This window comes from Staphylococcus devriesei (genome assembly GCF_002902625.1).
Taxonomy (GTDB): Bacteria; Bacillota; Bacilli; order Staphylococcales; family Staphylococcaceae; genus Staphylococcus; species Staphylococcus devriesei.
In genome coordinates, this window is sequence record NZ_PPRG01000093.1 from 14,545 (window position 1) to 28,224 (window position 13,680).

Annotated in this window: 13 protein-coding genes and 1 tRNA gene; 4 read left to right on the forward strand and 10 right to left on the reverse strand. The window is 33.7% G+C overall.

Going from position 1 to position 13,680, the window contains the following annotated elements; all coding sequences use genetic code 11:
- Window positions 1–26: 26 nt before the first annotated feature.
- The 7 genes from CD147_RS11415 to CD147_RS11445 all read right to left on the reverse strand — a co-directional run bounded on the left by CD147_RS11415 (window position 27) and on the right by CD147_RS11445 (window position 8,153).
- Window positions 27–497, reverse strand: coding sequence for a hypothetical protein (locus tag CD147_RS11415; RefSeq protein WP_103167572.1), 471 nt, complete (start codon window positions 495–497; stop codon window positions 27–29).
- Between the two features lie 285 nt (window positions 498–782).
- A complete protein-coding gene (gene eno / locus CD147_RS11420; RefSeq protein ID WP_103167573.1) occupies window positions 783–2,087 on the reverse strand; it encodes a surface-displayed alpha-enolase in 1,305 nt (434 codons plus the stop codon).
- A gap of 149 nt (window positions 2,088–2,236) precedes the next feature.
- Window positions 2,237–3,754 (reverse strand): 2,3-bisphosphoglycerate-independent phosphoglycerate mutase, encoded by a 1,518-nt coding sequence (gene gpmI / locus CD147_RS11425; protein WP_103167574.1) that lies wholly within the window; start codon window positions 3,752–3,754, stop codon window positions 2,237–2,239.
- 2 nt (window positions 3,755–3,756) lie between these two features.
- Window positions 3,757–4,518 (reverse strand): triose-phosphate isomerase, encoded by a 762-nt coding sequence (gene tpiA / locus CD147_RS11430; RefSeq protein ID WP_103167575.1) that lies wholly within the window; start codon window positions 4,516–4,518, stop codon window positions 3,757–3,759.
- A gap of 208 nt (window positions 4,519–4,726) precedes the next feature.
- Entirely contained in the window at window positions 4,727–5,917 is a 1,191-nt protein-coding gene (locus tag CD147_RS11435; protein ID WP_103167576.1) for a phosphoglycerate kinase, read from the reverse strand.
- Window positions 5,918–6,080: 163 nt separating this feature from the next.
- On the reverse strand, window positions 6,081–7,088 hold the full coding sequence (gap, locus tag CD147_RS11440) for a type I glyceraldehyde-3-phosphate dehydrogenase (RefSeq protein WP_103167577.1): 1,008 nt from the start codon (window positions 7,086–7,088) through the stop codon (window positions 6,081–6,083).
- Between the two features lie 48 nt (window positions 7,089–7,136).
- Complete coding sequence (locus tag CD147_RS11445) at window positions 7,137–8,153, reverse strand: sugar-binding transcriptional regulator (RefSeq protein ID WP_103167578.1); 1,017 nt, start codon at window positions 8,151–8,153, stop codon at window positions 7,137–7,139.
- Between the two features lie 346 nt (window positions 8,154–8,499).
- On the opposite strand from CD147_RS11445, the gene CD147_RS11450 reads away from it, so the two are divergent.
- Window positions 8,500–8,718: a hypothetical protein gene (locus CD147_RS11450; RefSeq protein WP_103167579.1), complete on the forward strand. Its 219-nt coding sequence runs from the start codon at window positions 8,500–8,502 to the stop codon at window positions 8,716–8,718.
- 74 nt (window positions 8,719–8,792) lie between these two features.
- On the opposite strand, the gene CD147_RS11455 is transcribed toward CD147_RS11450, so the two are convergent.
- Window positions 8,793–9,578 (reverse strand): DUF4887 domain-containing protein, encoded by a 786-nt coding sequence (locus CD147_RS11455; protein WP_103167580.1) that lies wholly within the window; start codon window positions 9,576–9,578, stop codon window positions 8,793–8,795.
- A gap of 205 nt (window positions 9,579–9,783) precedes the next feature.
- Here CD147_RS11455 and CD147_RS11460 point away from each other — a divergent pair, with 205 nt between their 5' ends.
- On the forward strand, window positions 9,784–9,972 hold the full coding sequence (locus tag CD147_RS11460) for a hypothetical protein (protein ID WP_103167581.1): 189 nt from the start codon (window positions 9,784–9,786) through the stop codon (window positions 9,970–9,972).
- 293 nt (window positions 9,973–10,265) lie between these two features.
- Window positions 10,266–11,165: a TIGR01777 family oxidoreductase gene (locus tag CD147_RS11465; protein WP_103167582.1), complete on the forward strand. Its 900-nt coding sequence runs from the start codon at window positions 10,266–10,268 to the stop codon at window positions 11,163–11,165.
- A 640-nt stretch (window positions 11,166–11,805) separates the two neighbouring features.
- On the opposite strand, the gene clpP is transcribed toward CD147_RS11465, so the two are convergent.
- Window positions 11,806–12,390, reverse strand: coding sequence for an ATP-dependent Clp endopeptidase proteolytic subunit ClpP (gene clpP / locus CD147_RS11475; protein ID WP_103167584.1), 585 nt, complete (start codon window positions 12,388–12,390; stop codon window positions 11,806–11,808).
- A 187-nt stretch (window positions 12,391–12,577) separates the two neighbouring features.
- On the opposite strand from clpP, the gene CD147_RS11480 reads away from it, so the two are divergent.
- Window positions 12,578–12,649, forward strand: a tRNA-Arg gene (locus CD147_RS11480).
- Between the two features lie 328 nt (window positions 12,650–12,977).
- Here CD147_RS11480 and CD147_RS11485 read toward each other — a convergent pair.
- Window positions 12,978–13,409: a transcriptional regulator gene (locus CD147_RS11485; protein WP_103167585.1), complete on the reverse strand. Its 432-nt coding sequence runs from the start codon at window positions 13,407–13,409 to the stop codon at window positions 12,978–12,980.
- Window positions 13,410–13,680: the final 271 nt, after the last annotated feature.

Sequence of the window (13,680 nt, forward strand, 5' to 3'; positions counted from 1 at the left end):
CATATATGTTGTTAGCTTATCAATGTCTATCGATTGAATGTACTTTTGCGCATCATTGATACTACTAACATATAGATTGCTAATAGCGCTGATCCAATGATAACAATGAATACAGGTACAACAAATAATGGTGATTTAGCACTAATAATCGCATTAGTCACCATTGCAATATTTACTAATGTAAATAACACATTAGAAACATACACAGCAAACATAAACCACCATAAGTATTTATGACGATTCCATAATGCAATAACGCCTGCTAAATAAGCCAGAATATACATGACTCCAGTATATCTAAAGCTATTTAAGATATTATCTACAGCACTACCACTTGCTTTTTGGCCTGCCTGTGATAACAGTGTCTTCGCGGTTTGTGTGTCTAACGCAATAAAATTATGAATGATTAATAAAATACAAAATATTAAAGAACCATAGCCAATTATTTTACCGGCATTACGTTCTCTTTGGCTTGGCTGATTAGGTACATTCTCCATGTTTGAATCTCCTTCTTTCAATTACACGCTTATTATATCAGTTTGCTTAGGTAAGTTAAATAAGTTCCTACACTATGTCTATTGGTTCACACGGCGATTTACTTTCATGCTATGTATTAGTAGCTTCATGGTGAGATTAAGATTTATTTAGAAAATGTCACTATGTGAGTTGTTTGGTCTCCATTTTCTTAAAAAATAAAAAACGCCTGCCACAGTCTCAACTCTGTGACAGGCTAATAGCGTGAACTTTATTTAATTTAAAACTGTATTTTATTTAGCCGAATCTTATTTATCTAAATTGTAGAAAGATTTAATGCCATCAAATTTAGCAGTTTCGTATAATTCGTCTTCGATACGTAATAATTGATTGTATTTAGCAATACGGTCAGTTCTTGATAATGAACCTGTTTTGATTTGGCCAGCGTTTGTAGCTACTGCGATATCTGAGATTGTTGTATCTTCAGTTTCACCTGAACGGTGAGAAACTACTGCAGTGTAGCCTGCTTTTTGAGCCATTTCGATTGCATCGAATGTTTCAGTTAATGTACCGATTTGGTTAACTTTGATTAGGATTGAGTTACCGATACCTTGTTCAATACCTCTTGAAAGAATTTCAGTGTTAGTTACGAATAAGTCGTCACCTACTAATTGAACTTTGTCGCCGATACGATCTGTTAATTGTTTCCAACCGTCCCAGTCGTTTTCGTCCATACCATCTTCAATTGTGATAATTGGGTATTTACCAATTAATTCTTCTAGGTAGTCAACTTGTTCAGCTGCGCTACGTTTAGCACCGTGTTCACCTTCGAATTTAGTGTAGTCGTATACACCGTTTTCGTAGAATTCAGAAGATGCACAGTCAAATCCTAAGAATACATCTTCGCCTGGTTTGTAACCAGCTTTTTCGATTGCTTTGATGATAGTTTCTACCGCATCTTCAGTTCCTTCGAATTTAGGTGCGAAACCACCTTCGTCACCTACTGCAGTTTCTAAACCGCGTTCGCTTAGGATTGATTTTAAGTTATGGAAGATTTCAGCACCCCAACGTAATGCTTCTTTGAATGATTCAGCACCAGTTGGTAAGATCATGAACTCTTGGAATGCGATTGGCGCATCTGAGTGAGAACCACCGTTAACGATGTTCATCATAGGTACTGGTAATTGTTTACCATTGAATCCACCTAGGTATTTGTATAATGGTTGGCCTAATAAGTCTGCAGCAGCGCGTGCAACAGCAATTGATACGCCTAAGATAGCGTTGGCACCTAATTTACCTTTGTTAGAAGTACCGTCTAATTGAATCATCATTCTATCAATTGATACTTGATCTAATACTGAAAATTCACCTTCAACGATTTCTGGTGCGATAATTTCATTAACATTTTCAACGGCTTTAGTTACACCTTTACCGCTATAACGTGATTTGTCTCCATCACGTAATTCTACTGCTTCATGTTCACCAGTAGAAGCTCCTGAAGGTACTAATGCGCGACCAAAAGCTCCACTTTCAGTTAACACTTCAACTTCAACTGTTGGGTTACCACGTGAGTCTAAGACTTCGCGAGCATAAACATCTGTAATAATTGGCATGTTAATAATCTCCTTTAAATTTAGATTCTATAGTTATTATAGCTTGATTTAAACATTTAATAAAATATTTGTATTAAGTTAGTTTGTTTCTAAGTTGAGGCCATGAAATCAAGCCTCGCATTAGAAACATTTTAACTTTTTCAACATAATTAGTGTTTAATCAATGATTCCCCAGTCATTTCGTCTGGTTGTTTAACATTTAATAAATCAAGTAGTGTTGGCGCTAAGTCACCAAGACGTCCAGTTTCACGTAAAGTAACGCCGTCTTTAGTAACGATAACTGGAACTGGGTTAGTTGTATGCGTAGTCATTGGCTGATCATCGTCTGTTAATACTTGGTCAGAGTTACCGTGGTCAGCTGTGATGATAGCATAACCATTCATGTCTAAGATTTTATCTACAACTTCACCTAAACATTCATCTACTGCTTCAATTGCTTTAATTGTTGGTTCTAGCATACCACTATGACCAACCATGTCAGGGTTAGCAAAGTTTAAGATAATTAAATCTAAATCGCCTTGGTCTAACTCTTCTAATAGCGCATCTTTAACTTCATACGCACTCATTTCAGGTTTTAAATCATATGTCGCTACTTTAGGTGAATCGATTAAACGACGACGTTCACCTTCGAATTTATCGTTACGACCACCACTCATGAAATAAGTAACGTGTGGATATTTTTCAGTTTCTGCAATACGCAATTGTTTCAAGTTATTATCTTGAGCAACTTCACCAATTGTATTGTTTAAGTCAACTTTTTCAAAGACAACCTCAGCATCAACATTATCATTATATTTAGTAAATGTAGCATAGAATAAGTTATTTACTCTTTCTACTTTAAAGCCATCAAAAGCATTATTTGTAAATATTTCAGAAAGTTGAGCGGCTCTATCAGGACGGAAGTTGAAGAAAATAACTGCATCGTTATCATTTACTCCGTTATTTTGACCTTCAACAATAAATGGTTCAACAAATTCATCTGTTAAGTCATTGGCATAGTTAGCTTCAACGCCTTCTTTAGCTGAAGCGTATGAAGGACCATTGAAATTACGAATTGCGTTGTAAGCTTTTTCTTCACGTTCCCAACGTTTATCTCGGTCCATTGCATAATAACGACCTGAAATAGATGCGAATTGACCTACACCTAGTTCTTTGAATTTAGCTTCTGTTTCTTCGATATATTTAAGTGCTGATTTTTGATCAACGTCACGTCCATCTAAAAATGCATGCACATAAACATTTTCAACACCTTTTTGTTTAGCAAGTTCTAATAACGCGAATAAATGTTGATAATAACTGTGTACGCCACCATCTGATAGTAAACCAAAGACATGTAAAGCAGAGTTATTATCTTTTACATGTTGTGTAGCTTTACCTAAGACGTCATTTTCAAAGAAATCACCATCTTCAATTGATTTGTTAATACGAGTCAAACTTTGGTAAACGATTCGGCCTGCGCCGATATTCATATGACCAACTTCTGAGTTACCCATTTGACCTTCAGGTAGACCAACATCTAAACCACTAGCTTCAATTTGAGTTGTAGGATAGTTGTTGTAATAACGATCAAAGTTAGGTTTATTCGCTAGTTTAACTGCGTTTCCGTGTTCGCTTTCACGATTAGCGAAACCGTCTAAAATAATTAATGCTGTTGGTTGTTTAGCCATAATTATTTAGCACCTTCTAACAATTGTACGAAATCATCAACTTTTAATGATGCGCCTCCAACTAATGCACCATCAATATCTGATTGTGCCATATATTCTTTAACATTATTAGGTTTAACACTACCACCGTATTGAATACGTGTTGCATCTGCAACATCTTGGCTTGAAAATTCTGCTACTGTTTTACGTACTTGTGCACACATTTCATTTGCATCTTCAGAAGTTGCTGATTTACCAGTACCGATTGCCCAGATTGGTTCATAAGCAATAACAACTTCTTTAAGTTGTTTCTCTGATAAGCCTTCTAATGCTTTTTTAACTTGGTTGCTAACGACTTCATTAGCTTTGCCATTTTCTCTTTCTTCGTCAGTTTCACCAACACAAATAATTGGTGTCATACCATGATTAAATACTGCATGTGCTTTTTTGTTCACATCTTCATCAGTTTCATGGAATAATTCACGACGTTCTGAGTGTCCAATAACAACATATTTAACACCTAAATCAGCTAATGCTACTGGAGAAGTTTCTCCTGTAAAGGCACCATTATCTTCAAAATAAGTGTTTTGAGCACCAATTTTTAATCCTTTTGCTTTGCCGTCATTCACTAGAGAAATTAATGCGTCTAATTGAATTGTTGGCGCACAAATTACTGATTCAACTTCTTTTTCATCAGGTAATGTTGGTAAATTATTTACGAAGTCTTTAGCTTCTTGAACTGTTTTATTCATTTTCCAGTTACCAGCTATGATTGGTTTTCTCATTTGTTACACTCCTATTTTTAATATTTTTAACTATTTTTAGTGTTAAATACTTCCAACTGTAGCAAGCTACTATTCGACTTTCATATTGATAGAGTTGAATAGCACCTCATTACAGTATCATTCTTAAAGTTTGTTTAACTATCTTGCTTGTTTAGTATATTTTCCCGGGAAAATGTAGACGGAAACGTCTATGTTTTCAAAGTAAAAATTATTTATCATTAATAGCTTTAATACCAGGTAATTCAATTCCTTCAAGATATTCTAATGACGCACCGCCACCAGTTGATATATGTGTAAAGTCATCTTCGAATCCTAATGAAATTGCAGCTGCTGCTGAATCGCCACCACCAATAATAGTAGTTGCGTCTTTAAGGTTTGCAATTGCTTTACATACACCAATTGTACCTTGGGCAAAGTTACTAAATTCAAATACACCCATAGGTCCATTCCAAACAACAGTATGAGCATCTTCTAACTCTTTAGAGAATAATTCAACTGTTTTAGGACCGACATCCATAGCTTCTTGATCAGCCGGGATATCATCGATTGAAACTTCAGTAATTTTAGCATCATTAGAGAATTCTTTCGCTACTTTAGCATCTACTGGTAGAACGATTTGATCGCCGTTACTTTCTAGTAATTCTTTCGCAAAATCAATTTTATCTTCTTCTAAAAGTGATAAACCGATTTCTTTACCTTGTGCTTTTAAGAAAGTATACGCCATACCGCCACCGATAAGGATTTTATCAGCAATGTTTACTAGATTTTTGATTACGCCAATTTTATCTGACACTTTAGCGCCACCTAAAATTGCAACAACTGGTTTTTGTGGGTCATTGACAACGCCACCGATAAATTTAATTTCTTTTTCCATTAAATAACCAGCAGCTGTTTCTAAGTGAGTAGAAATTCCTACGTTTGAAGCATGTTCACGATGAGCTGTACCGAAAGCATCGTTAACGAATACATCGCCTAATGATGCCCAATATTTACCTAATTCAGGGTCATTTTTAGATTCTTTTTTACCATCTAAATCTTCAAAGCGTGTATTTTCAACTAATAATACATCACCTTCGTTTAGATTTTTAATAGCAGATTCTAATTTTTCTCCACGTGTTTCAGGAACAAAAGTAACTTCTTTACCTAATTTTTCAGATAAAGCGTCAGCTACAGGTTTTAAAGTTAAACCTTCTTTATCACTTTCTTCTTTTACTTTTCCCAAGTGAGAAAATAATACCAATTTACCACCTTGTTCAAGAATATACTTAATAGTAGGTAGAGCTTGAACAATACGGTTATCATTTGTAATTTGACCGTCTTTTAAAGGTACATTGAAATCAGCACGTTCAAGAACAACTTTGCCTTTTAAATCTAAATCAGAAACAATTTTTTTTGCCATTATAATTTCCTCCTCTAATAGGAATGATAAGTATAAAAATAAGCGGAGAAGCGTTAGTGCTCCCCGCTTACTCATAAGCTACCTTATTTTAATGATTTGTACAAGCGTGTGAGCACTTGTACAAACGTACCGAGCACAAGCCTTATTCAACTAGGCTTCTGAATTATTTAGATAATTCTGCTAAATATTCTAAAGTACGTACTAATTGAGCAGTGTAAGACATTTCGTTATCATACCAAGCTGCTACTTTAACTAATTGACGGTCGCCTACTGACATTACACGAGTTTGTGTAGCGTCGAATAATGAACCGTAAGTCATACCTACTACGTCTGAAGATACGATTTCGTCTTCAGTGTAACCGAATGATTCGTTTGAAGCATTTTTCATTGCATTGTTAACGTCTTCAACTGAAACGTCTTTTTCTAATACAACTGTTACTTCAGTTAATGAACCAGTTGCTACTGGTACACGTTGTGCACCGCCGTCTAATTTACCATCGATTTCAGGAATAACTTTACCGATAGCTTTAGCAGCACCTGTTGAGTTAGGTACGATGTTTTGAGCTGCTGCACGCGCACGACGTTTGTCGCCTTTTTTATGAGGACCGTCTTGAGTCATTTGGTCACCAGTGTATGCATGGATAGTAGTCATTAAACCTTCAACGATACCGAATTCATCACTTAATACTTTTGCAACTGGTGCTAATGAGTTAGTAGTACATGAAGCACCTGAAACAACTGTTTCTGAACCGTCTAAGTCGCTGTGGTTAGTGTTATATACGATTGTTTTAACATCACCTTTAGCTGGAGCAGAGATTAATACTTTTTTAGCTCCTGCATTAATGTGTGCTTCTGCTTTTTCTTTATCTGTATAGAAACCAGTACATTCTAATACTACGTCGATATCTAAATCGCCCCAAGGTAATTTGCTTGCGTCTGGTTCTTCGTATGATTTAACTTCTTTACCATTTACGCGGAAACCACCATCAACGACTTCAACTTCACCAGTGAAGCGTCCTTGCATAGTGTCATATTTTAATAAATGAGCTAACATTTCGTCGTCAGTTAAGTCGTTTACTGCAACTACTTCAATACCTTCTACGTCTTGAATTCTTCTAAATGCTAAACGACCAATTCTACCAAAACCATTAATTGCTACTTTTACTGCCATTATAATGGCCTCCTTTAAAATGATATTTAAAAAGCTATTAACTTTTTATTACTTATTTAATATTGTTTTTGCTGCTGCTTCATCGGTAATTAATACCGTGTTTTTAGGTGCAATGTTCAGATAAGCTTTTATTGCCTCTCCTTTAGATTGTCCACCGGCAACAGCGAATATAAACTTCTTAGTTTCTAAATCCTCAAGTTGTAAGCCAATCGTCTTAACTTTATAGACTACATTACCTTGAGCGTCAAAATAATAACCGAAAGCTTCTGCTACGGCTTGGTGATGTTGAAGTTTCTCAAACACCTCATCAGATGATTGTCTACGACGTGCCATCTTCAGCGCATCACCGATACCGTGAATCGTTATATTTGCTTGTTTAATTTTATCTAAAGTATGTGCTACAGAAGGTTCCATCAACAATGTATTATATGTTGATTCACTTACATTATCTGGTACATATAGTGTTGTATAATAACCACCAGTTTGTTGAGCCATGCTAGCCGAAATTGTATTTGCTTGATGCACAACGTTCTCGCCCAAGCCACCTCGTGCCGGAACAAAAAACACATTAAAAGGTAATAAATGCATTGCTCGGCTAACATTAGCCATTGTCGAGCCACCTGTAACAGATACAATCGCATCTTCATAAAGGATGCTTTCGAGTAGTTGCCCAGCTTGTCTTCCCATTTCGGATTTAACATTTTCTTGTATATCTGCATCCCCAGGTATGACATGAACTTCTTTAATATTAAACACGGTTTTAATTTCTTCAGAAAGTTGATTATCATCGGTATACATATTGAAATAATCATTAAGTTGGTTTAAAACTTCAATACCTGATTCAGTAATCTCCATACCCGTTGATTTAACTTGTATAAGATTCTGCTTTTTCAATATGTCTGTTTCAGATCTTAAAATCCGCTCTGTAATATCCATATGTTCACTTAAACTTCTTCTACCTACTGGTTGGTTATTTGAGATAGTAGTCAAGATAGAAAAGCGTCGATACATTTTCTCTATTAAATCCGGTATCAGCTTTTGTTGAATTTTAATCAAGTCTTTCACTACTACCTTCCTCCTTTATATCTAAAAGGTAACCAATAGTTTAAAACTGGGCTTAAGTTGGTTCGACTTAAAATGTCCCGGATGGGACAAATTCCAACCTCTTTACACTTGCAATAGTACTATTGTGTTAATGAAATTGCAAGAGAAAAACTCTAATATTTAAAATTATCTGTCACTTTTTTCTTTTACATTATAATTCACCTGTTATAAGATTGCCTGCCAGTGTTAAAAACTTCTTATTTTAGAATATTACCCTTAAAAGTAAGGTATTATGCTTTTTTAAAATTTTAAGTTTTTCGAATCTGGGTATAAAAGTAAATACAAATAATATTGGGAGGTTGAAAAGATGGCTCATGAAGATAATAAAGATGTCGAAGTAATTGACCCCTCCGATCAAAGATATAAAGATGATCGCTATTTTAATCATCCTGAAGATTCAAGAAATAGAAATTATTCTATGAGATATCAATATGGTTGTGGTTGTCCATTCGGTTGCTTTTCTTCTATATTTATTTCAATTTTACTTTCTATCATCTTAACTTTTTTACTTAACTGGTTATTCTAATGAATAAATGTAAAAGACCTAGTTTACGCGACAGCGTATAAACTAGGTCTTTTCTTTAATGTTTTAGTATTCCATTATTGATTTGAGCTACCATTTTGTGATTGTGTTGAACTATTGTTTGAAGCTTTATTTTGAGATGACTGTTGTGTTGAGGATGTCGTAGATCTTTGTTGAGATTGTTGTGTTTGTTGTGTGTTCTTTTGTTGAGTCGATTGAGTCCTTTGTGATGACTGTCTTTCATTAGAACTACTATTATTGTTATTAGTAGCTTTAGGCGTTGCTTGTGAGTTATTACTTTGATTGCTTTGCGAACCTTGAGAGCTTTGATTTCCCTTGTTACTACTATTATTATCATCTTTTTCTTCTGTTGCTTGTTCTTGCGTACGTTTTTCGCTTGTTTTAGCTTCTTTAGTTGTTTTTTCTTGAGTAGTAGCCTTTTCTTCCGTTGATGGTTGTTTTGTACGTTGAGGTTGTTGTGATGATTGTTTAGTAGCTTTTTCTTGAGTTGACGGTGTTCGTTGTTGCGTTTGACGTTGTTCAGTTTGAGGTGTTTGTTGTCTTGTCACGCTTTCTTGGGTAGTAATGCTTTCTCCACTATTTTCCTTAGTTTTATCTTCTTTTGTTTTTTTGTCTTCTTTATCTTTCTTTTCATTATCTTTTTTATCTTTATGTTCTTCAGTCGTTTGTTTGTTTAACCGTTCGCTTGATCTATTAGAATGATCTACAAATGAAAAAATGGCAAAAGCTAATCCCACAAGTAGAAGAAGTACAATTATCGTACTAACTATTTTAGACATACCACTCATTTTTTTCTTATCTTGATCTTCATACTCTTCTCTATTTCTATTTTTTTTAGACATAAGCTACCTCACTTTTAGATATTCATTTTTATGGTCCCTTGAATGTAGCATACTATTTTACAGTAAATCTCTTAAAAATAATATTAAAAGGTTTAGGGGTAAGATGAAATTACTATATAATTACTTATATATGATAACATCATAAGTAACTACAAACACTAATTATCTTAATATATTTTATCCTAATTTTGAGAGTGTGATATAGATGCCAAAAAATATATCAGAAAAAATAACTGAAGATGAAAAAATACCGCAAAGTAAATTGAAAGAAATGATGTTATACAATGATAATAACGATGATCAACATACTTTTAAATTTGATTTAATATTAATTCTAATAATTTTCATTCCTACAATCATATTACTCTTAATCTACTTCAAATTAGTATTATAATAGATATATAAAAAGCCCATACGATGCTCGCATGGGCTACTACTAAAGGGAGTCAAAATTGACCTTCGTTTACGTATTTTATGGGGTATACTCATGTTAGTTAAGAGTTATTAGTATAACTATAGCGAAGGTACATCCTTATTATAACTTAAATCTCATAAATTTTAATCCGGTTAACAGCTCAGGAATTGACATATTATTGACTAAACGTTGGACATTTTTTGAACAACAAGAACTAGTCTAAACTATCGCACAGTATTTCTTTAATTTACTAAATACAAAGAGGTGTAAAGATGAAAAAATATTTAATTACTGGTGGAACAGGCATGGTAGGTAGCCATTTAGTAAATGAAATAAAAAAACGAGATGCGCATATTATTATTTTAACGCGTAGTGATAAACAAAGTGACGAACCAAAAATCTCTTATATAAATTGGTCAAAAGAGGGTTGGGAAGGCCAAGTTCCTGATGTAGATATCGTTATTAATTTAGCAGGTGCAACATTAAATAAACGTTGGACGCCTTCATATAAACAATTAATTATGAAGAGTCGTATTGAGTCAACACAAGCTTTAGTCAACTTGTTTGCTGAACGTCAACATAAACCTGAAGTACTTTTTAATGCAAGTGCTATGGGTTATTATCCTCCTAGTCTTCATCATACCTATACCGAAAAATACCAAACACTCCCATTTGATTTCTTATCGGAGGTCGTATATCAATGGGAACGTTTTGCTAAACGTTTTGAAGATTTTGGAACACGTGTGGTTTTGGGAAGATTTAGTATGATTTTATCTGATGACGGTGGCGCGTTACAAACTATGAAGTTGCCTTATAAATTCTTTGTAGGCGGAAAATTAGGTTCAGGTTCTCAATGGTATTCTTGGATTCATATAGATGATCTTGTACAAGCTATTTTGTTCACCATTGATAACCAAGCAGCACGTGGACCTTTTAATATGGCTTCCCCTTTACCTGAACGTCAAAATCTATTTGGTTATACTCTTGCTCGCGTAATGCATAAGCCTCATGAAACATGGGCGCCATCACTTGCAATGAGAGCCGTTCTAGGAGAAATGTCTACCGTTGTGTTAGATACTCAAAAAGTATTACCTAACAAACTCGATGCATTAGGCTTTAACTTTAGATATCCTAATTTAAAACTTGCTCTTGAAGATTTAATTAAAGAATAAGACTAGAGGTTCTAATTATGAACGATTCCAAATTAACTTATATATTACTTATGATTGCAAGCCTATGCCTTGTTCTAAATGGTATCTTTGCTTTTGAAAATAATGTAACAATCAAAATCATGGCTATTACTTTTATTATTGTAGGCATTCTGTTACTCGCTATTTCAATACAATTGTTTTTAAAGCACACTTCGAGAAAATAATAAAAAATAAAGAGGCTGAGCCATTAATATAAAAAATGGTTCAGCCTTTAGTTATGACAGTAGTTGTCTGAAATAAAGAGACGTTCGATCCTCACTTTCTTTATTTCTAGTCAACCTTGCCGGGGCGGAACTACGAAATCTTTGAAACTTGGCAGTAGTTGTCTGAAATGAAGACGCGTTCAATCCTCACTTTCTTCATTTCTAGCCAACCTTGCCGGGGTGGGACGACGAAATCTTTGAAATTACATTAGATTTCTGTCCCACTCCCTATATTTCTGTCCCGCGCCCTATATTTCTGTTCCGCTCCCCCGGGAAATGCGAGCTATACAATACAAAATATTGATAAAAAGAAAAACGTAGGGATGATTCATAATTGAATCATCTCTACGCTATTATCTTGGGATCTATACCCCTAACCTCTATTCAATCTTTAATGATTAATCTTCTGGTTGCATAACTCCATCAATTAAACCGTATTCTTTAGCTTCGTCAGCTGTTAAGAAATTATCACGATCTGTATCTTGTTGGATTTTTTCAATACTTTGACCAGTACGTTCTGCTAAAATTCTATTTAATTTTTCACGTGTTTTCAGAATGTGATTAGCAGCAATTTCAATTTCAGTAGCTTGACCTTGAGCACCACCTAATGGTTGGTGAATCATTACTTCAGCATTTGGTAATGCATAACGTTTACCTTTCGCACCAGCAGCTAATAAGAATGAACCCATTGACGCAGCCATACCGATACAAATAGTTTGTACGTCTGGTTTAATGTGTTGAATCGTATCATAGATTGCAAAACCAGCTGTGACACTACCACCTGGAGAATTAATATATAGGTAAATATCTTTTTCAGAATCTTGAGCTTGTAAGAATAATAATTGTGATACAATTGAGTTTGCTACGTTATCATCAATAGCTGAACCTAACATGATGATACGGTCTTTTAATAATCTAGAATAAATATCATATGCGCGTTCACCGCGATTTGTTGTTTCAATAACTGTAGGAATTAAATTCATTTATATTTCCTCCTCATAATTAACTGTTACATTGTATTTTACATTAAAAGTCAAAAATGGTCAAAAATTTAACCTGTCCTTTTCTCGAACATTTGACTCAAACAAAAAATATTTTGTACACTATAAACATACATATAAATTGTACTTTTAAATGAATAAATAGTACAGAAATAAGTTTTCAAATTAACTCCTCGTAGTGTAATGGATAGCACGTAAGATTCCGGTTCTTAAGATAGAGGTTCGATTCCTCTCGAGGGGATTTAATATGCAATAAAACGCTGGTATTAAAGCGTTTTATTTTTATTTGGGGAAATTTTGGGGAAATTATAATAGAATTGTCTTTAAATAAAATTGAATTTTTTGATGTAAAACTCTTAAATTAGCTGAATACTCTTGTAACAAGTGTGAATTTGAAATTATATTTTATACTTATATCCTTTATATATTTATCACTTAATTCTTTACTCAACTTCTTTTCATGCATTTCTTTTTTTCTATTAAATTTAAGTTTTCCAAACATGATACTTCTCTAAATTGGTCTTTTCGTTTATATTCCCTATACTTCCTTTATTAAAGTCATAAACACTTTATATAATACCTAATTCTATTGCAATTGCTTTAATGAAATTCTGTTTAATAGTCGATACTGTGTTCCTATGCATGAAACACATATCGGCTATTTGTTCTAATTTAAGCTTACTATCTTTATTAAAATATTTTAAGTCAATTACCTTTTTTCTATCTTCAGCTAGCCTACTATATACTTTTTCTATAGCATTAACATTGTTTTCTAAGTTATTGAGCAACTTATTAGATAACAGTAATGTAGCTTGAATTTCAGTTATGCTAGTATGTACGTATTTTGATTTTGATTTAAAAGAGTTTATATTTTTAGGCTTATAAGGGTTTAATATTTCTTCTCTTATATTTCTAATTTCTCTTTTACTTTCCTCAAGGTGATAAACTTCACTTTCTATATATTTAAATGTAGCTTTTCTGATTGGATAAGCAATTTTCATGAAAATAACCTCCAATTTCTGTTGTAATGTTCATATTTTATATATATAGATTAATAGTTGCCTTAGCAATTATTAATTTTCATATTTGACCCCTTTTCATGAAAAGTTTTTCGTACTGTGAACGATTGTCCCCCGCCGGTTTCCGACCAATATAATTTTCACTCAATGGGTAGGGGGGATAAAAAAGCATATAAACTTATGATATACCTTGAAACTATTCTTACTAAATAAACTTTAAAAATATCCTTAACTCTAATATCTAGTAAATGAA

Coding starts and splice junctions, on each gene's coding strand:
- clpP (WP_103167584.1), bottom strand. CDS start 12,390: ATGAATTTAATTCCTACAGTTATTGAAACAACAAATCGCGGTGAACGC.
- CD147_RS11455 (WP_103167580.1), bottom strand. CDS start 9,578: ATGTCTAAAAAAAATAGAAATAGAGAAGAGTATGAAGATCAAGATAAG.
- CD147_RS11485 (WP_103167585.1), bottom strand. CDS start 13,409: ATGAAAATTGCTTATCCAATCAGAAAAGCTACATTTAAATATATAGAA.
- eno (WP_103167573.1), bottom strand. CDS start 2,087: ATGCCAATTATTACAGATGTTTATGCTCGCGAAGTCTTAGACTCACGT.
- CD147_RS11450 (WP_103167579.1), top strand. CDS start 8,500: ATGGCTCATGAAGATAATAAAGATGTCGAAGTAATTGACCCCTCCGAT.
- gap (WP_103167577.1), bottom strand. CDS start 7,088: ATGGCAGTAAAAGTAGCAATTAATGGTTTTGGTAGAATTGGTCGTTTA.
- gpmI (WP_103167574.1), bottom strand. CDS start 3,754: ATGGCTAAACAACCAACAGCATTAATTATTTTAGACGGTTTCGCTAAT.
- CD147_RS11435 (WP_103167576.1), bottom strand. CDS start 5,917: ATGGCAAAAAAAATTGTTTCTGATTTAGATTTAAAAGGCAAAGTTGTT.
- CD147_RS11415 (WP_103167572.1), bottom strand. CDS start 497: ATGGAGAATGTACCTAATCAGCCAAGCCAAAGAGAACGTAATGCCGGT.
- CD147_RS11465 (WP_103167582.1), top strand. CDS start 10,266: ATGAAAAAATATTTAATTACTGGTGGAACAGGCATGGTAGGTAGCCAT.
- tpiA (WP_103167575.1), bottom strand. CDS start 4,518: ATGAGAAAACCAATCATAGCTGGTAACTGGAAAATGAATAAAACAGTT.
- CD147_RS11460 (WP_103167581.1), top strand. CDS start 9,784: ATGCCAAAAAATATATCAGAAAAAATAACTGAAGATGAAAAAATACCG.